Origin of the sequence: Crossiella sp. CA198, assembly GCF_052078295.1 — a bacterium.
Taxonomy (GTDB): Bacteria; Actinomycetota; Actinomycetes; order Mycobacteriales; family Pseudonocardiaceae; genus Crossiella.
The window spans coordinates 255,702-272,876 of the sequence record NZ_JBQJIM010000005.1 but is presented as its reverse complement, the minus strand read 5'-3'; the positions used below and the strand labels follow the sequence as shown (position 1 = coordinate 272,876).

The following is a 17,175-nucleotide window of genomic DNA, read 5'->3' as shown; positions in this document are numbered from 1 at the left end:
GTCAGGAACCTCCTGGGACAGAGCCGGTGGTCGAGCGGATCACCAGGGACGGGTGCAGCAGATGGCGGACCGGGCTGGTGCGGCCGTGCCGGACCCGTTCCAGCAGGGCCTCGGCGGCCAGCCTGCCCATCTCGATCCGCGGCTGGTCCACGGTGGTGAGCGAGACGTGCCGGAGCGAGGCGAGCGCGGAGTTGTCGTAACCGACGACCGAGACGTCGTCGGGCACCCGCAGCCCGGCCTCCTCCAGTGCGGAGACCGCGCCGATCGCGTTGTAGTCGTTGGCAGCCACGATCGCGGTCGGCAGGGGTTCGCCGTTGCGGGAGTTGAGGAACTCGCGCACGGACTTGGCGCCCGCGGCGTCGGTGTACTCGCTGGGGACCACCTCGGCGCGCAGCCCGTGCCGTCGCATGGCCAGCTCGTATCCTCGCCTGCGCAACGCCGACTGCGAGCCGCCGCCACCGTCGAGGTGCACGATCCGGTTGTGCCCCAACGCGACCAGGTGGTCCACCGCGAGCAGTGAGCCCACCTCGCCGTCATCGTTCACCGTGTCCACAGTGGACAGTCGAGAGGACCGGGACACCAGGGTCACCGGCACCTGCTCGGCGGCCGCGCCGATCGCGCTCGCGCTGACCACCGGGCCCAGTAACACCAGCCCGGCAGGCCGGAAGGAGAGCAGGCTGGTCAGCGCGCCGCGCTCGCGGGCGGCACTGCGGCCACCGGTGTTGATGATCAGGTCGAAGCCCTCGGCCCGCGCGGCCGCGTCCACCCCGTCCACCACCTCGGCGAAGAACGGGTTGTGCAGGTCGGAGACCATCACGCCGAGCACGGTGGAGGTGCGGCTGGCCAGCGAGCGGGCCATCGCGTGCGGGGAGTACCCGAGTTCCTCGGCCGCCTTGAGCACGGCCGAACGCCGCTGCTCGGAGACTTTGGGTGAACCCCGCATCACCAGCGAGACCAGCGCGCGGGAGACCCCGGCGCGCGCCGCCACATCCTCCATGGTCGGACGGCCCATTTTCCCTCCCCGACGAATGTGACCCTTGACACCGGCGGGACGGACGCTACAGCATTAGCGCGCTCCAACCAATAGAGCGCTCTAACGCACAGTAGCGTTGACCAGGACGGAGATCCCCGGATGCGGATCGGAGTAGCGGGCGTCGGGCGTATCGGCACCATGCACGCCACGAACCTCGCCACGTTGCCCTCCCTCGACGAGGTCGTGCTGTTCGACCCGGTGCCCGGCCGGGCCGCAGCCTCGGCGGCCGCGCTGGGCGGGCGGGCCAAGGCGGTGGACACCCTCGACGAGCTGCTCACCGCGGCTGACGGGGTGCTGCTGGCCACCCCCACCGACACCCACCCGGAAATGCTGCGGCGGGCCATCGCGGCCGGCGTCCCGACCCTGTGCGAGAAGCCGATCGCCGGCGACCTGGACACCATGCGCGCCCTGGTCGCCGAGGTCGAGGCGTCCGGGGTGGAGGTGCTGGTCGGCTTCCAGCGCCGGTTCGACCCGGCCGTGGTCGAGTTGCACCGCCGGATCCGCGCCGGTGAGCTGGGCACCGTGTACCTGGCCAGGGCCATCGGCCAGGACGCGCAGCCGCCGGACTTCGGCTACCTGCCAGCCTCCGGCGGCATCTTCCGCGACCTGCTGATCCACGACCTGGACGCGGTGCCGTGGCTGCTCGGCGAGCCGGTGGTGGAGGTCTACGCCTCCGGCTCGGTGCTGGTGCACGAGGCGTTCGCGCAGGCCGACGACGTGGACAACGCCGTGGTCACGCTGCGCTTCGCCAGTGGCGCGCACGCGGTGCTGGCCGGTGGCCGCCAGGACGCGCTCGGCTACGACCACCGGATCGAGGTGCTCGGCAGCAAGGACTCCCTGGCCGTCGGCCTCGATCCGCGCACCCCGCTGACCTCGCTGGAACCGGACGGCCCCCAGGTCGCTCCGGATGCCTACCCCGGCTTCACCGAACGCTTCCACCGCGCCTACCTCAACGAGATGGCGGTGTTCACCGACGTGGTCGCGGGCAAGGCGCAGAACCCTTCCCCGGCAAGGGAAAGCCTGATCAGCCTGGAACTCGCGCTGGCCTGCGAGACCTCCCGCCGCTCCGGTCAGCCGGTGCGCCTGGCGACCGCGGCGGTGACCGCATGAGTCCTGCGCGCAGGGACGAATCATCGGCACAGAGCGCGCCGAAGCTGGCAGGCGCGCCCATTTCCTGGGGTGTGTGCGAGGTCCCCGGCTGGGGACACATGATCGACGCGGACACCGTGCTCGGCGAGATGGCCGAACTGGGCCTGACCGCCACCGAACTCGGCCCGCCCGAGTACCTGCCCACCGACCCGGCCAAGCTGCGTGCACTGCTCGGCGGCCACCGGCTGAGCATGATCGGCGGCTTCCTCGCCGTGGTGCTGCACGAGGACTCCGCCGAACAGTCCACAGTGGACGAAGCAGGGCGGACCGCCGCGCTGCTGGCCGCCACTGGCGCCGAGGTGCTGGTGCTGGCCGCGGCTACCGGCCTGGACGGCTACGACGAGCGCCCCGCGCTCACCGACACCGAATGGGCCACCCTCATCCGGATCTCCGGCCGGATCCGCGATATCGCCGCCCGGCACGGCCTGCGCACCGTGCTGCACCCGCACGTGGGCACGCACATCGAGCGCAAGGCCGAGGTGGAGCGGTTCCTGGCCGACTCCGACCTGGAACTGTGCCTGGACACCGGGCACCTGCTGATCGGCGGGACCGATCCGGTCGAACTGGCCCGCGAGCACGCGGGGCGGATCGGCCACGTGCACCTCAAGGACGTCCGGGCCGAGGTGGCGGCACGGGTTCGCGACGGCGAACTCCCGTATGCCACCGCCGTCGGCCAGGGACTGTACGTGCCGCTCGGGGACGGTGACGTGGATATCGCGGGCATCGTGCGTTTCCTGCGCGATGCGGGCTACCAGGGCTGGTATGTCCTGGAGCAGGACACCGCGTTGGCCGAGGGCGACGCCGACGCGGCCGCGCGGCCGAAGAAGGACACCGCGCGGAGCCTTGATCATCTCCGCCCCCTGTTCGGCTGAATCTGGGAAGGACGACGATGTCCAAGTTCTCTCGCGGCGCACTCACCGCCGCGGCCGCAAGTCTGCTGCTGCTGCTGACCGCGTGCAGCGGTCCGGCCGGTTCCGGCTCCGGCGCCAACACCAACTCCGGGCAGCCCGCCGGCGGCCCGCTGCGGATCGCGGTGATCTCGCACGGCACCGCGGGCGACTCCTTCTGGAACGTGGTCAAGAACGGCGCCGAGGCCGCTGGCAAGGAACTCGCGGTCACCGTGGAGTACAACTCCGACGGCGACCCGGCCGGTCAGGCCAAACTGATCGACAACGCGGTGGCCCAGCAGGTCAGTGGCCTGGTGGTGTCCATGGCCAACCCGGACGCGCTGCGCGACTCGGTCAGCAAGGCCACCAAGGCAGGCATCCCGGTGATCACCATCAACTCCGGTGAGGGCCGCAGCGCCGAGTTCGGCGCGGTCACCCACGTCGGCCAGAACGAGGGCATCGCGGGCGAGGACGCGGGCAAGCGGCTCAAGCAGGCGGGCAAGGCCAAGCTGCTGTGCGTGATCCACGAGGCCGGCAACATCGGCCTCAACCAGCGCTGCGACGGCGCCAAGCGCGGCTTCGGCGCCACCTCGAACCTCCAGGTCGACATCAGCAACCCGACCGACGCGCAGGCCCGGATCAAGGGCGCGCTGCAGTCCGACCCGGCCATCGACGCGGTGCTCACGCTGAACCCGCAGGTCGCGGCCAACACGGTGAACGCGATCAAGGAGTCGGCGAGCAAGGCCCAGGTCGCCACCTTCGACCTCAACCCGGACGTGGTGGCCGCGATCAAGGCCGACCAGGTGCTCTTCGCCGTCGACCAGCAGCAGTACCTCCAGGGCTACCTGCCGGTGGTCTTCCTGAAGCTGTACCGGGACAACGCGAACACCGTCGGCGGCGGCCGCCCTGTCCTCACCGGGCCCGGCTTCGTTGACAAGTCCAATGTGGACGCGGTCGGCAAGAACGCGGAACGGGGGACGCGCTGACATGGCGATCGCCGTTGGCAGCCTTGACGAACGAGTGGCCCGCAAGGGCCTGCTGGACCGGCTGGTAGCCCGGCCCGAGCTGGGTTCGGTGCTCGGCGCGCTGGCCGTGCTGATCTTCTTCTCGGTGCTCACCGAACGGTTCCTGACCCCACTCGGCGTGGCCACCTGGCTGGACGACTCGGCCACCCTGGGCATCATGGCGGTCGCGGTGGCGCTGCTGATGATCGGCGGCGAGTTCGACCTCTCCGCCGGCGTGATGACCGCCTCCACCGCGCTGGTCACCGCGATCCTGGCCACCAAACTCGGCTGGAACACCTGGCTGGCGATCCTCGCCTCGCTGGTGTTCGCGCTGGCGGTGGGCGCGCTCAACGGCTGGCTGGTGATGCGCACCGGCCTGCCCAGCTTCATCGTCACCCTGGGCACCTTCCTGGCCCTGCAAGGGCTCAACCTGGGCATCACCCGCCTGGTCACCGGCACCGTGCAGGTCTCCGGCATGCGCGCCGCCGACGGTTACGCCAGCGCCGGATTCCTGTTCGCCTCCACCATCGACATCGGCGGCACCACCTTCCAGATCTCCATCATCTGGTGGCTGCTGGCCGCCGCGGTGGCCAGCTGGCTGTTGCTGCGCACCAGGTTCGGCAACTGGATCTTCGCGGTGGGCGGGGCCGCGCCGAGTGCCCGCGCGGTCGGCGTGCCGGTCATGCGCACCAAGATCCTGCTGTTCATGATCACCGCCTTCGCCGCCTGGCTGGTCGGCACCATCAACATCCTGCGCTTCACCACCGTGCAGGCCAACCAGGGCATCGGCCTGGAGTTCCAGTTCATCATCGCCGCGGTGATCGGCGGCTGCCTGCTCACCGGCGGCTACGGCTCGGCCATCGGCGCCGCGATCGGCGCGCTGATCTTCGGCATGGCCCGGCAGGGCATCGTGTTCGCCCGCTGGGACAGCGACTGGTTCCAGCTCTTCCTCGGCGTGATGCTGCTGGCCGCGGTGCTGGTCAACAACACCTTCCGGCGGCGCGCGGAAAGGGTCCGGAAATGAGCACACCACTGCTTGAGGTCCGTGACGTCGGCAAGCGCTTCGGCAGCGTGATCGCGCTGCAGGAGGTCTCCACCGTGGTCAACGCGGGCGAGGTCACCTGCGTGCTGGGCGACAACGGCGCAGGCAAGTCCACGCTGATCAAGATCCTGGCCGGCGCGCACCAGCACGACGAGGGCGAGTTCCTGCTCGACGGCGTGCCCACCAAGCTGGCCTCACCGCGGGAGGCACTGGACCGGGGCATCGCCACGGTGTTCCAGGACCTGTCCGTGGTGCCGCTGATGTCGGTGTGGCGCAACTTCTTCCTCGGCTCCGAGCCCACCACCGGCTGGGGCCCGCTGCGCCGCCTGGACCGCCGCGCCGCCCGGGAGACCACCCGGAAAGCCTTGGCGGACATGGGCATCGACCTGCGCGACGTGGAACAGCCGGTGGGCACCCTCTCCGGTGGCGAGCGGCAGTGCGTGGCCATCGCCCGCGCGGTGCACTTCGGCGCCAAGGTGCTCATCCTGGACGAACCGACCGCCGCGCTCGGCGTGAAGCAGGCCGGGGTGGTGCTCAAATACGTGGCCCAGGCCAGGGATCGCGGCCTCGGGGTTGTGCTGATCACGCACAACCCGCACCACGCCTACCCGGTGGCCGACCGGTTCCTGCTGCTCAAGCGGGGCCGCAGCCTCGGCTGCTTCGACAAGCCGGACATCACCCTTGCCGAGCTGACCAGGCAGATGGCCGGCGGCGCCGAACTGGAGGCCCTGGAACACGAGTTGCGCGGGGCGGAGTCGTGACCGGGCCGGAGATCCTCACCGTCGGCCGGGTCGGCGTCGACCTGTACCCGGAGCAGTCCGGCGTGCCGCTGGCGCAGGTGCGGACCTTCGCCAAGTCCCTCGGTGGCACGGCCACCAACGTCGCGGTGGCGGCGGCCCGGCTGGGCCGTCGCACCGCGGTGCTCACCAAGGTCGGCCCGGACGGCTTCGGCGACTACGTCCGGCAGGCCCTGTCCGGCTTCGGCGTGTCCCCGGATCACGTTGGCACGGCGGAAGACCTGCTCACCCCGGTGGTCTTCTGCGCGCTGGACCCGCCGGAGGACCCACCGCTGCTGTTCTACCGGCTGCCCATCGCCCCCGACCTCACCCTCACCGCCGACGACGTCCCGTGGGACGTGGTCGAACAGGTCCCGCTGCTGTGGGTCACCGGCACCGGCGTGTGCGTCGAACCCGCCCGCGGCACCCAGCGGGCCATGCTGGAACGTCGCGGCCGCCGCGCGCACACCGTGCTGGACCTGGATTACCGGCCGATGTTCTGGTCCGATGTGGACAGTGCGCGGCGGGAGATCGGCTGGATGCTGGACCACGTCACGGTCGCGGTCGGCAACCGCACCGAGGTCGAGGTGGCCGTGGGCACCGCCGACCCGGACGAGGCCGCCGCCCGGCTGCTCGACCGCGGCCTGTCCCTGGCCCTGGTCAAGAAGGGCGCCGAGGGCGTGCTGGTGGCCACCCCGGAAGGTTCCTGGACGGTGCCGCCGTGTCCGGTCGAGGTCGTCTGCGGCCTCGGCGCGGGCGATGCCTTCGGCGGCACGCTGGCGCACGGCCTGCTCGCGGGCTGGGAACCGGTGCGCATCGCCGAGTACGCCAACGCGGCCGGCGCGCTGGTCGCCTCCCGGCTGGCCTGCGCGGACGCCATGCCCACCCCGGCCGAGATCAACGAGCTGCTGGAGCGAGTGTGATCACCGATCAGCGCTGGGCCGACCTGCTGCGCACCAGGGCCACCGACCCGGGCGCGGTCGGCCGCGCCTACGCCGCCCGGCGCAGGCGAAACCTGTTCGCGGACAAGGAAACCCTGTTCCTGGTCGCCGCCGACCATCCGGCCCGCGGCGCGCTCGGCGTCGGCGCGGACCCACTGGCCATGGCCGACCGGCGCGGCCTGCTGGACCGGCTGCTCCTCGCGCTGGCCAACCCCGAGGTGGACGGCGTGCTCGGCACGCCGGACGTGATCGAGGAACTGCTGCTGCTGGACGGCTTGCACGACCGGGTGGTCATCGGCTCGATGAACCGCGGCGGCCTGGCCGGCGCCCGCTGGGAGATCGACGACCGCTTCACCGGGTACGACGCACAGTCCATTGTGGACTATGGCCTGGACGGCGGGAAGATGTTGCTGCGCCTGGTCGATGACGACCCCGGCACCATCCCCACCCTGGAATCCTGCGCGAACGCGGTGTCCCAGCTGGCCGGGCACGGCCTGATGGCCATGGTCGAACCGCTGCCCTACCAACGCCTTGACGGCAAACTGGTGCTCCAGGAGGACACCGCCGCGCTCTCCCGCGCGGTCACCATCGCCGCCGGTCTCGGCGTCACCTCCGCGCACACCTGGCTCAAACTGCCCGCCCCGGCCGATCCGGCGGTGCTGGACGCCACCACCCTGCCCATCCTGCTGCTCGGCGGCGTGCCCTCGGGCAACCCGGACACCGACCTGGAGACCTGGGGCCCGCCACTGCGGCATCCGGCGGTGCGCGGCCTGGTCGTGGGCCGCACCCTGCTCTACCCGCCCGACGGCGACGTGGCCACCGCGGTGGCCAAGGCCGCCCAGCTGCTCAAGGAGATCCCGGCGTGAACCTGCACCGCCCACTGGGAACGCTCAGCGACGGCGCCGACCCGATCCACCTCACCCCGGAGTCGGCGGGCTGGACCTACACCGGCCTGCGCGTGCTCACCCTGGCCCCCGGCGTCCCCAGGGTGATCGAGACCGGCGAGTTCGAGGCGTTCGTGCTGCCGCTCGCCGGTGGCTGCGTGGTCGAGGCCGACGGCGAGCGCTTCGAGCTGACCGGCCGCGACTCGGTGTTCACCAGGGTCACCGATTTCGCCTACGTGCCAAGGGATGCCACCGTCACGCTGACCTCGGCCGCCGGTGCCGAGATCGCGCTGCCGATGGCCCGCTGCACCCGCCGCCTCACCCCGAAATACGGCCCGGCCGAGGGCATCCCGGCCGAGACCAGGGGCGCGGGCAACGCGAGCCGTCAGGTCACCAGCTTCGGCGTGCCCGGCGTCTGGGACCACGCGGACAAGCTCAACGCCTGCGAGCTGATCACCCCGGACGGCAACTGGTCCTCCTACCCGCCGCACAAGCACGACGAGGCCAGTGACTGCGAGGTGGTCAACGAGGAGATCTACTACTTCCGCATCGCCGCCCGCGACCAGATCACCCCTGCCCGCGAGGGCTTCGGCTTCCACCGCACCTACACCGCCGACGGCGAGATCGACGAGGACGTGACCGTCCGCGACGGCGACGTCTTCCTGGTCCCACGCGGCTATCACGGCCCGTGCGTGGCCGCCCCCGGCTACCCGATGTACTACCTCAACGTGCTGGCCGGACCGGCCGAGGAACGTTCGATGGCCTTCTGCGACGACCCGGCGCACACCTGGATCAGGGACTCCTGGGCCGATCAGCAGACCGATCCGCGCTGCCCCGTGACCACCGCCGCAGGCCGCACCGACCGCTGAGGAGCGCCCCCGTGTCCACCGTGAAGCTGACCACCGCCCAGGCCCTGGTGCGCTGGCTGATCGCCCAGCGGACCGAGCTGCTGACCGGCGAGCAGGCCCCGCTGTTCCCCGGCGTGTTCGCCATCTTCGGCCACGGCAACGTGCTCGGCCTGGGCAACGCCCTCGAAGAGCACCGCGAGCAGCTGCCGGTCTGGCGCGGCCAGAACGAGCAGGGCATGGCCCTCGCAGCGGTCGGCTACGCCAAGGCCACCCACCGCCGCCAGGTCATGGTGGCCACCAGCTCGGTCGGCCCCGGCGCGCTGAACATGGTCACCGCCGCGGGCGTGGCGCACGCCAACCGGCTGCCGCTGCTCCTGCTGCCCGGCGACACCTTCGCCGGCCGCGCGCCCGACCCGGTGCTGCAGCAGGTCGAGCACTTCCACGACCCGACCGCCACGGTCAACGACGCCTTCCGCGCGGTCAGCCGCTACTTCGACCGCATCACCCGCCCGGAACAGCTGCTGTCCACCCTGCCCCAGGTGGCCCGGATCCTCACCGACCCGGCCGACTGCGGCCCGGTCACCCTGGCCCTGCCCCAGGACATCCAGGCCGAGGCCTACGAGTTCCCCACCGCGCTGTTCGAGCCGGTCCTGCACCTGGTCCCGCGCCCGCGCCCGGACACCCGTCAGCTCGCGGCCGCCGCGGAAACCCTGCGCGCCGCCCAACGCCCGCTGATCGTCATCGGCGGCGGGGTGCGTTACTCCGGCGCGGGCAGCAAGGTGCTCCACTTCGCCCAGCAGCACGGCATCCCGGTCACCGAGACCACCGCGGGCCGCACCCTCGTCCCGCACGAGCACCGCCTGCACGCCGGTCCGCTCGGCGTCACCGGCTCCACCTCGGCCAACACCCTGGCCGCCCAGGCCGACGTGGTGCTGGCCATCGGCACCCGCCTGCAGGACTTCACCACCGCCTCCTGGACCGTGTTCGCCCCGGAGGTCCGGATCATCAGCCTGAACACCGCCCGCTTCGACGCGGTCAAACACGCCGCCCAGGAACTCGTCGGCGACGCCCAGGAAGGCATCCGCGAACTCGGCCACGCCCTGGGGTCCTGGCAGGCCGCGGCCTCCTGGACCGCCCAGGCCGAGACCGAACGCGCCAAGTGGGACAGCCACATCGAGTCCCTGCGCACCACCCCCGCCGACCTGCCCACCTACGCCCAGGTGGTCGGCGTGGTCAACGAGGAGTCCGGCAAGCACGACTACGTGATGACCGCCTCCGGCGGCCTGCCCGGCGAGCTGATCGGCGGCTGGCGGGCCAAGGGCGCGCAGACCATGGACGTCGAGTACGGCTTCTCCTGCATGGGCTACGAACTCGCCGGCGCCTGGGGCGCGGCCATGGCCAGGGCGGAAACCCACCCGGACGGCGTGGTCACCACCCTGCTCGGCGACGGCTCCTACCTGATGCTCAACGCCGAACTGTTCTCCGCCGCCTTCGCCGGCCACGGCTTCGTCGCGGTGGTCTGCGACAACGACGGCTACGCGGTGATCAACCGGCTGCAACAGGGCCAGGGCGGCGCCGGCTTCAACAACATGTACGAGCACTGCCGCTCCGGCACCGGCGGCAAACCCCGGGTCGACTTCGCCGCGCACGCCGCCAGCATGGGCTGCGCGGTCACCGCGGTGGACAGCCTCACCGGCCTGGCCCAGGCCTACCGCCAGGCCAAACAGACCGCGTTGACCGAACACCGCCCCGCCGTGGTGCTCATCCGCACCCACCCGTCCTCCTGGACCGAGGCGGGCGCCTGGTGGGAGGTCGGCGTGCCCGAGAACTCGCACCGCGCCGAGATCACCGCCGCCCACGCCGCGGCGCAGGACGCCAAACGGGCCCAGCTCCGTTATCTGAGCTGAGCCCGGTTGGCGATCCGCTGATCAGCCGAAGAAGATCGAGGAGATGTCGTTGTCAAAACCGACCTTCGCCAGATCCGCGATATCGGCGTCCACCGCCAGCGACTTGCCCTTGCAGTTCTTCTCGGTCCAGATCTTCACCGGACCACCGGAAATCTGCAGCGAAGAGGTGACATTGTCCCGGGCCACATTCTGGCAACCCGGCCCGGCCAGTCCCTGGGACGCGCCATTGTCACTGAAATTCGCGTCATCGTGCAGCACCGCGGAACCGCGGCCACCGGCCGGAGTGGTCGGGCTGGCCGTCGGCTGACCGGCCTTCTTGCCGTCCGGGGTAATGCCGAACCAGGTGCCGCCCACACCCTGGCCCTTGGCATCCCCAGGCTTGAGGTCCTTGTTGAACCGGTACAGCGGCCAGCCCTTGAGGGTCAGCTGCCGGGTCCCGTCCGGCCGGGTCACCGTGCCGACCGCGGAGCGCTGCACCCCGTCCACGAACACCCGGCCACCCTTGGCGAGCAGCACCGGCGGCCAGATCTTGGCGCACTCGTCCACACAGGTGGTCTTGGACGGCTTCGCGGTGTCCTTGTCGAACCGGTACAGCGTGAACCCGCCGCCGTCCAGCACCACCGGGTCCAGCGCCCCCGCCTTGCCCGCGGACAGCTGGACCCACCGCTGCGCGGCGGCCGAATCAACGGATTCGCCGTTGTCCCGCCGCTTCACCCAATCCCCGGTATTGCTCTCCGCTTTGTTCCCCTGCGCCGTCCCGGACAGCAACTGAACACCTTCCGGAGCCGCCTCCTGAGCCGTTTCCGGCGCCGCCGCGGTATTCGCCACATTTTCCACTCCGCCACCACTGCATGCGGAAAGGGTAATGGCGCCTGCGGTCAAGACGGCAGCAAGCATCGCAAAGCGAGTTCGAGACATTGACGCACCCCTGAGTTCTTCGGACCCAGGTCGCTCCCAAGTCCGGCGCCCTCTCAAACGCCGGTGGAGCCAATGCGGTTCAACGCAGCTTTGTGACCCCGGTCACTCCCGCGCCAGCCGGCGCAAACGCACCCCGAGCATCACCAGCACGATCCCCCACAAGATCGCGAACGCGGCGATGGTCACGATCAGCGCCACCGCCCCCTGCCCGGGGAAGGCGAAAAGCAGGAACCCCAGCACCACCGACAGCGCGCCGCTGACGAACAGCAGCCACTCCCCGGTGATCACCTTCCGCAGCTGCCAGCCGGTGGCGATCTCCAGCACCCCGGTCACCACCGCCCAGGTCCCGATCACGAACAACAGCGCCAGCGCCGTGATCCCCGGCCAGAACAGGGCCACCAGCCCGGCCAGCACACCCAGCCCGCCGAGCAGCCCCACCAGCCACCGGTCCGCCGCGGGCGCCACCCGGTCCGCCGCCGCGCCCGCGATCGCGGCCACGCCGTCCACCAGGGTGTAGAAGGCGAACAGGAACACCAGCACCAGCAGGGTGATCCCCGGCCACAACAGGCCGATCACCCCGAACAGGATCGCGGCCACGCCGCGAACGACCACCAACCACCAACGCCGCAGCAGCAAGTCACCCATGCCCGGCATTGTCGACCCGCGCCAGGTCATCGGCCATTCGGCGCTGGGCAGCAGCGAGCACCAAGGTGGTCCCTGCGCACTGCGCCAACTCGGGGAAGCGCGACCCAACCATGAAGGCGCGCACTAGGCGGTGGCCGGGAAGATCGGCCACCGCCTAGTGCGCGTCATTCAACGCCGGTCGTCTTGTCCGTCGTCGTACGAGTCGTCGACGCGGTCCTCATCGGACCGGTCGCCATCGGACTGATCGCCACTCGACAGTTCGCCGCCCGACAGCTCGCGCTGCAGGGCGTCGAAGTCCGTGGACCGAGTGCTGTATTTCAGCTCCCGGGCCACCTTCGCCTGCTTGGCCTTGGCACGGCCGCGCCCCATGGCTCGACCCCCTCGCACAGGGACGGGGGCGGCCGGGGGAACGGCGGCCCCACTCGTCTCAACGGTATTTTCCTGGCCGCCACAGTACCGTGTCAGTGCCCCGGATCGCGACGTGGCCACGCCTGTGCAGGCGTGCGTCACACCACCTCCGCCGACCGGGGTGCGGCCGTGCTCTGCCCGCGTGGCACGATTCCGGCGTGCCACGTCCGTTCGTCGCCTACCTGCGGGTGTACGAACCACTGTCCGTGCTGGAACAGCCGTTGCGCGCCCAAGTGGAGCAGGCTCTTGGGGTCGGCGGGACGGCGCGGAACGCGGTGGGTGACCGGGAACGCGAACTGTGGCTTCGATCACAGTTGGCCGCCCCGCCACGCCTCCTACCGGCCGACACGGTCGGCGCGCAACCGCTGGACGTGCTGGTCCTGGACCCGGCCGAGGTCCCACTGGCCGAGGGCACGGAGATCGGCCCCGGACCCCTGGTGTGCCCCCTGGACGTCCGGGCGCGCAGCGCGGCCGGCCTGGTCGGCTTCGTCGGCACCGCCACCCTGCCGTTACTGGACGCCGCCCTGCAGCAGCCCGCCGACGTGGTGAAGGCCCGCGCCGCCGCCGCCCTGGCGGAGATGCCCGGCGGCGCCGCACACGTCATCTCGGCCACCTGGAGCGTGCCCCTGCCCTGGTTCGCCATGGTCGAACCCGAGGCCCGGCACCTGGTGCTGGCCGCCCCGGACGACCCGGACCGGATGTGCTGCTGGCGGGTCGGCATGACCGACGCCCGCAGCCGGGTCTCACGCGCCTTCACCGTGGTGCACAACGCCCTCGGCGAGGAGAGCCCGGCCAAGGTGCTGCGCGACACCGGCCGCTGGCTGGCGCACTTCCACCCACGCTCGGTGGTCGAACTCGACTACGGCGGCCTGGTCCAGCTCATCGACGACGACACCCTGCTCGCCGACACCTCCGCCCAGGACGTCCAAGCCGTGATCGCGGCCCTGGAAGCAGGCGACGCCGAGGAGGTCGCCGAACGCTACGGCGAACTCCGCGAGTTCTGGGACGAGTTGGTCAACCGAGAGCAGCACAACTAGCGGCCCTCGCGCAGCCCGCGCAGCACCACCCAGGCCAGGCCGCCACCCGCCGCCGCCAGTAGCAGCGCGGCAGGCCAGGAGACCGCCGTGGCCACCCAGCCCGCGGTGGCCGGAGTGAGGGCCGCACCGACGTAGTTCGCCGTGTTCTGCATGCCCAGGGCCACCCCGGTGCGCTCCGGCGGAGCCATCTCCCCGGCCGCGGTCAGCGCCAGCCCGTTCCAGCTGATCGCCAGCCCCACCGCGGGCAGCAGCAGCGTCACCAGCACCCACACCGGCACCGTGCCCGCCAGTGGGTCCAGCGCCGCGGCCAGGGTGAACAGCGCCAGGATGCCCAGGGCCACGATCCGCAGCGGGCCCAGCCTGCTGCCCGCCCGGTCCGACCACACGCCGTTGCCCAGCCTGCCGAAGCCGCCGATCACCTGGGCCACCGCGAGCAGCCCGCCCGCCGCGGTCAGCGAGAGCCCGTACCGGTGCAGCAGTTCCACCAGCATCGAGGCGCCCACGAACTGCGGCACCACCAGCAACCCGCTGGCCAGGCTGATCCGCAGCATCCGGCGGTCACGCAGCAGGCCGAGGCCGCCCAGTGAACTCGCCGACCGGGTCCGGCCAGGAGGTTCGCGCACCCAGATCGCCACCGCCACCCCGGCCACCGCGTTCAGCGCGGCCAGCGCCAGGAACGCCGCCGGAGCCTGCCACCAGGCCGCCACCGCGGGCAGCAGCACCGCGGCCAGTGCCGCGCCGAGCGGGGTCGCGGTCTGCCGCACACCCATGGCCAGACCGCGCTGGCGGTGCGCGAACCAGGTCATCACGGCCCGGCCGCTGGCCGCGTTGGTGCTCGCCCCGAATATTCCGGAGGCCAGCAGGGCCAGTCCGGCGGGCACCGGGGAGTCGGCCAGCCCGGCCACCGCCAGGCAGCCCGCGGTCCCGGCCAGGCCCACGGTCATCACCAGCCGCTCGCCGTAGCGGTCCGCGGCCAGACCCCAGGCCACCAGCGCGAGCACATTGCCCAGGTTCACCGCGCCGACCAGCAGCCCCACCTCTGCCAGGTCCAGGCCGAAGTGGGCGCGCAGCTGCGGGGAGATCGAGGGCAGGCCGAGGAACCCGGCCGCGTTGACCCCCTGCGCGAGCGCGCCGACGGCCAGCACGACCCAGCGGTACCCAGAGGTGGTCACTCACCTCACGCTAGATCGCCCGCCCACGATCCGGGAGAGCTTTCCCGGTGACTGAGATCAGAAGACGCCGGGCAGCAGCCGGGCGGAGCCGACAGGGCGACCGCCGCCGAGGATCGGCTCCTCGGCCAGTTCGGCCAGCTCAGGGGTTCCCGCGCCGAGGAAGCGGAGCGCGCCAGCCATCACCGGCAGCCGGGCCCGCTGATGCCCGTCGTCGATCTTGATCGCGATCGCGGTGCCGTCCGGCAGCGCCGCCCCGTACACGCCCTCCGCGCCCGCCTTGGACAGCAGCCCTGGCACCGCGTTCATCAGCCGGGTGTCCTCGCGGCCGGTGCCTGCCACCATGAACGGGTTGGCCCGCATGGCATCGGCGATCCGCCGCTCGTGGCTGCCGTCGGACCCCTGCACCAGCTTGCCGAAGGCCCTGGCCAGCCCCACCAGGGACAGCCCGAACATCGGCGCGCCGCAGCCGTCCACCGTGGTCACCGTGATCGGCTCCTCGCCCAGGTCGGCCATGGTGTCCCTGATGGTGACCTGCAGCGGGTGCGAGGGATCGGTGTAGTTCGCGGTGTTCCAGCCGCGCTGCACGCAGGTGGTCAGCATGGCCGCGTGCTTGCCGGAGCAGTTCATGGTCACCGGCTCGGCCTTGCCACCGGCGGCCAGGATCGCGTCCGCGGTGGCCTCGTGCACCGGCAGGTCCGGCGGGCAGCGCAGATCGGCCTCGGACAGCCCGTGCTTGGCCAGGATGGCGCGCACCCTGGCCACCTGCTCCGGCTCGCCGTTGTGCGAACCGCAGCCCAGCGCCAGGTCGACGTCATCGGGCAGGTCCAGGCCGCAGCGCAGCATGCCCAGGATCTGGAACGGCTTGTTCGAGGAGCGGGGCAGCACCACCTGCCGTCCGTTGCCGCGCACGTGCCGGAGCACGCCGTCGGGCCGGACGATGACCACCGAACCGCGGTGCACTCCTTCCCGGAAGCCGGAACGGACCACCTCGACCAGTTCGGTGCTCAGGGCTACTCCTCCTCGCGTGGCTCCACGACCGGCTGCCGGGTGCGTTGCGCGTTCAGCAGCTCGTCCACCGAGGCGCCGCCGTCCCGGTAGCGCCGCGCGATCTCCTCGTTCAACCGGTCCACGACCAGCTGAACCTCGCGCCGGTGCCTGGACACGGCCTCTTCCTCGGCTCTATAGGCTCGCAGGGTCTCCAGCAGCTTGTCATCGGAGAGCGATGTGACATCCGACAAGTCCACGTCGGAGACCAGCGCCTCCACATGCCGCCGGTGCGCCTCGGCCCTGGACGGCTCCTGGGTCTGGTAACGGCCGAGCCCGGTCGCCGGGCCCACCGCGTTCTTGGCCAGGATCGCCACCAGCTGCTCCACCACCGAGGTCGACCCGCCGTCCCGCCGCCGCTGCTGTTCGGCTTGCACGATGTCTATCCGGCCGTGCAGCAGCCTGCGCACGTAGGACAGGTCGGTCTCCTCCTGCGCGGCCTCGTCCCGCAGCGCGCGCACCTCGTTCAGCGCTCGCTGCTCACAGTCCTGGGCGTAGTCCGGGGCGAGCACCCGGTCGATGCGCCGGCGCCCACCTGGACGGACCTCCATCACGTGACCATCCTGCGGGACGTTTCGGTCAGCCGCCAACAATCGTTTCGCCTCTCCCGGTTATTCACCCAGCCTGACGCACCCCGAGCAACTTTCGGGCCTGCTCCGGCGTCAGCGGGGGACGTTGGGCAATCCTGGACACGGCCGCGGCCCGCGCGACGAGCTGGGCGTTGTCCCGGACCCGCTCGCCCCTGGCATAGGAGAGCGTGTCCTCCATCCCGACCCGCAGATGACCGCCCGCGGACAAAGAGGCGAGCAGCACGGGCAACGTGCTCCTCCCGACCCCGGTGGCGGAGAAGGTAGCGCCCTCCGGCAGCAGCCGCAGCGCCGCGGTCAGCGTGGTGATGTCCCCCGGCATCCCGCCGGGCACGCCCATGACCAGGTCGACGTGCACATGCCCGCCGGCCGGCAGGCCGTGCTGGTCCAGCAGCCGGTTCAGCGAGGAGAGCTGACCGAGGTCGAAGATCTCGTACTCGGGCACGATGTGGCGTTCCTGCATCCGCTTGTGCAGCTCGACGATGAACTCCCAGCGGTTCATGAACACCGCCTCGCCGAAGTTGACCGTGCCCATGGTGCAGGTGGCCGAGTCCGGCAGCGCGTCCAGCACCGCCAGCCGGTCCTCCTCCGCGTCGGTCACCGCGCCACCGGTGGAGAGCTGCACGACCAGGTCGGTCTCCGAGCGCAGCGCGTCCACGGTCTCCTTGAGCCTGCCGAGGTCGAGCGTGGGCTCGGCGTCATCGTCCCGGATGTGCACGTGGATGAGCCCTGCCCCGACCCGCTGGCAGTCCGCGGCCGTTCTGACCAGCTCGTCCAGGGTGACCGGGAGGTTGGGGACCTCGGCCTTCTCGTGCTCGGCCCCGGTGGGGGCGACCGTGAGCAGAGTGCCGGTGGTGGGCGACGGCGCTGTCATGGCCCGGATCCTGCCAGGC

Annotated in this window: 18 protein-coding genes; 10 read left to right on the top strand and 8 right to left on the bottom strand. The window is 71.4% G+C overall.

Features of this window, described 5'->3' with window-relative positions; all coding sequences use genetic code 11:
• Position 1 precedes the first annotated feature (1 nt).
• Positions 2 to 1,012 carry a LacI family DNA-binding transcriptional regulator gene (locus ACTOWY_RS10345; RefSeq protein WP_441309371.1) on the bottom strand — a complete coding sequence of 337 codons (1,011 nt, stop codon included), beginning with the start codon at positions 1,010 to 1,012 and terminating at the stop codon, positions 2 to 4.
• 120 nt (positions 1,013 to 1,132) lie between these two features.
• On the opposite strand from ACTOWY_RS10345, the gene ACTOWY_RS10340 reads away from it, so the two are divergent.
• Genes ACTOWY_RS10340 through iolD form a run of 9 tightly spaced genes read left to right on the top strand, consistent with a single transcriptional unit; the run spans position 1,133 to position 10,471 of the window.
• Positions 1,133 to 2,143 (top strand): Gfo/Idh/MocA family protein, encoded by a 1,011-nt coding sequence (locus ACTOWY_RS10340; protein ID WP_441309370.1) that lies wholly within the window; start codon positions 1,133 to 1,135, stop codon positions 2,141 to 2,143.
• Positions 2,140 to 3,054: a TIM barrel protein gene (locus tag ACTOWY_RS10335; RefSeq protein ID WP_441309369.1), complete on the top strand. Its 915-nt coding sequence runs from the start codon at positions 2,140 to 2,142 to the stop codon at positions 3,052 to 3,054. The genes ACTOWY_RS10340 and ACTOWY_RS10335 overlap by 4 nt, the downstream gene beginning before the upstream one ends.
• Before the next feature lie 17 nt (positions 3,055 to 3,071).
• A complete protein-coding gene (locus tag ACTOWY_RS10330) occupies positions 3,072 to 4,055 on the top strand; it encodes a sugar ABC transporter substrate-binding protein (protein ID WP_441309368.1) in 984 nt (327 codons plus the stop codon).
• Position 4,056: 1 nt separating this feature from the next.
• Entirely contained in the window at positions 4,057 to 5,097 is a 1,041-nt protein-coding gene (locus ACTOWY_RS10325; protein WP_441309367.1) for an ABC transporter permease, read from the top strand.
• Positions 5,094 to 5,876 (top strand): ATP-binding cassette domain-containing protein, encoded by a 783-nt coding sequence (locus ACTOWY_RS10320; RefSeq protein WP_441309366.1) that lies wholly within the window; start codon positions 5,094 to 5,096, stop codon positions 5,874 to 5,876. The genes ACTOWY_RS10325 and ACTOWY_RS10320 overlap by 4 nt, the downstream gene beginning before the upstream one ends.
• Positions 5,873 to 6,814, top strand: coding sequence for a 5-dehydro-2-deoxygluconokinase (iolC, locus tag ACTOWY_RS10315; RefSeq protein ID WP_441309365.1), 942 nt, complete (start codon positions 5,873 to 5,875; stop codon positions 6,812 to 6,814). Before ACTOWY_RS10320 ends, iolC begins: the two co-directional genes overlap by 4 nt.
• A complete protein-coding gene (locus ACTOWY_RS10310) occupies positions 6,811 to 7,698 on the top strand; it encodes a Cgl0159 family (beta/alpha)8-fold protein (RefSeq protein ID WP_441309364.1) in 888 nt (295 codons plus the stop codon). Before iolC ends, ACTOWY_RS10310 begins: the two co-directional genes overlap by 4 nt.
• Entirely contained in the window at positions 7,695 to 8,585 is an 891-nt protein-coding gene (gene iolB, locus ACTOWY_RS10305) for a 5-deoxy-glucuronate isomerase (protein WP_441309363.1), read from the top strand. Before ACTOWY_RS10310 ends, iolB begins: the two co-directional genes overlap by 4 nt.
• Positions 8,586 to 8,605: 20 nt before the next feature.
• Positions 8,606 to 10,471, top strand: a complete 1,866-nt coding sequence (gene iolD, locus ACTOWY_RS10300; protein ID WP_441309536.1) for a 3D-(3,5/4)-trihydroxycyclohexane-1,2-dione acylhydrolase (decyclizing) — start codon at positions 8,606 to 8,608, stop codon at positions 10,469 to 10,471.
• Positions 10,472 to 10,492: 21 nt separating this feature from the next.
• Here the strand turns inward: iolD and ACTOWY_RS10295 are convergent, their stop codons facing one another.
• The 3 genes from ACTOWY_RS10295 to ACTOWY_RS10285 form a co-directional block, all read right to left on the bottom strand.
• On the bottom strand, positions 10,493 to 11,389 hold the full coding sequence (locus ACTOWY_RS10295) for a hypothetical protein (RefSeq protein ID WP_441309362.1): 897 nt from the start codon (positions 11,387 to 11,389) through the stop codon (positions 10,493 to 10,495).
• Positions 11,390 to 11,491: 102 nt separating this feature from the next.
• Positions 11,492 to 12,034 carry an HdeD family acid-resistance protein gene (locus tag ACTOWY_RS10290; protein ID WP_441309361.1) on the bottom strand — a complete coding sequence of 181 codons (543 nt, stop codon included), beginning with the start codon at positions 12,032 to 12,034 and terminating at the stop codon, positions 11,492 to 11,494.
• A gap of 168 nt (positions 12,035 to 12,202) precedes the next feature.
• Complete coding sequence (locus ACTOWY_RS10285) at positions 12,203 to 12,403, bottom strand: DUF3073 domain-containing protein (RefSeq protein ID WP_185000755.1); 201 nt, start codon at positions 12,401 to 12,403, stop codon at positions 12,203 to 12,205.
• A gap of 197 nt (positions 12,404 to 12,600) precedes the next feature.
• On the opposite strand from ACTOWY_RS10285, the gene ACTOWY_RS10280 reads away from it, so the two are divergent.
• Complete coding sequence (locus ACTOWY_RS10280; protein WP_441309360.1) at positions 12,601 to 13,479, top strand: hypothetical protein; 879 nt, start codon at positions 12,601 to 12,603, stop codon at positions 13,477 to 13,479.
• On the opposite strand, the gene ACTOWY_RS10275 is transcribed toward ACTOWY_RS10280, so the two are convergent.
• The 4 genes from ACTOWY_RS10275 to ACTOWY_RS10260 all read right to left on the bottom strand — a co-directional run bounded on the left by ACTOWY_RS10275 (position 13,476) and on the right by ACTOWY_RS10260 (position 17,156).
• Positions 13,476 to 14,651 (bottom strand): MFS transporter, encoded by a 1,176-nt coding sequence (locus tag ACTOWY_RS10275; protein ID WP_441309359.1) that lies wholly within the window; start codon positions 14,649 to 14,651, stop codon positions 13,476 to 13,478. The genes ACTOWY_RS10280 and ACTOWY_RS10275 overlap by 4 nt on opposite strands.
• 57 nt (positions 14,652 to 14,708) lie before the next feature.
• Positions 14,709 to 15,647, bottom strand: a complete 939-nt coding sequence (locus ACTOWY_RS10270) for an asparaginase (protein WP_441309535.1) — start codon at positions 15,645 to 15,647, stop codon at positions 14,709 to 14,711.
• Positions 15,648 to 15,661: 14 nt separating this feature from the next.
• A complete protein-coding gene (locus ACTOWY_RS10265; RefSeq protein ID WP_185000752.1) occupies positions 15,662 to 16,249 on the bottom strand; it encodes an RsiG family protein in 588 nt (195 codons plus the stop codon).
• A 61-nt stretch (positions 16,250 to 16,310) separates the two neighbouring features.
• Positions 16,311 to 17,156: a 3-keto-5-aminohexanoate cleavage protein gene (locus ACTOWY_RS10260; RefSeq protein ID WP_441309358.1), complete on the bottom strand. Its 846-nt coding sequence runs from the start codon at positions 17,154 to 17,156 to the stop codon at positions 16,311 to 16,313.
• Between the last annotated feature and the right edge of the window lie 19 nt (positions 17,157 to 17,175).

What these genes read in the sequence shown, in the direction of transcription:
- ACTOWY_RS10320 (WP_441309366.1), top strand. Translation starts at nt 5,094, where the DNA reads ATGAGCACACCACTGCTTGAGGTCCGTGACGTCGGCAAGCGCTTCGGC.
- ACTOWY_RS10260 (WP_441309358.1), bottom strand. Translation starts at nt 17,156, where the DNA reads ATGACAGCGCCGTCGCCCACCACCGGCACTCTGCTCACGGTCGCCCCC.
- ACTOWY_RS10285 (WP_185000755.1), bottom strand. Translation starts at nt 12,403, where the DNA reads ATGGGGCGCGGCCGTGCCAAGGCCAAGCAGGCGAAGGTGGCCCGGGAG.
- ACTOWY_RS10345 (WP_441309371.1), bottom strand. Translation starts at nt 1,012, where the DNA reads ATGGGCCGTCCGACCATGGAGGATGTGGCGGCGCGCGCCGGGGTCTCC.
- ACTOWY_RS10335 (WP_441309369.1), top strand. Translation starts at nt 2,140, where the DNA reads ATGAGTCCTGCGCGCAGGGACGAATCATCGGCACAGAGCGCGCCGAAG.
- ACTOWY_RS10295 (WP_441309362.1), bottom strand. Translation starts at nt 11,389, where the DNA reads ATGTCTCGAACTCGCTTTGCGATGCTTGCTGCCGTCTTGACCGCAGGC.
- ACTOWY_RS10340 (WP_441309370.1), top strand. Translation starts at nt 1,133, where the DNA reads ATGCGGATCGGAGTAGCGGGCGTCGGGCGTATCGGCACCATGCACGCC.
- ACTOWY_RS10325 (WP_441309367.1), top strand. Translation starts at nt 4,057, where the DNA reads ATGGCGATCGCCGTTGGCAGCCTTGACGAACGAGTGGCCCGCAAGGGC.
- ACTOWY_RS10330 (WP_441309368.1), top strand. Translation starts at nt 3,072, where the DNA reads ATGTCCAAGTTCTCTCGCGGCGCACTCACCGCCGCGGCCGCAAGTCTG.
- ACTOWY_RS10290 (WP_441309361.1), bottom strand. Translation starts at nt 12,034, where the DNA reads ATGGGTGACTTGCTGCTGCGGCGTTGGTGGTTGGTGGTCGTTCGCGGC.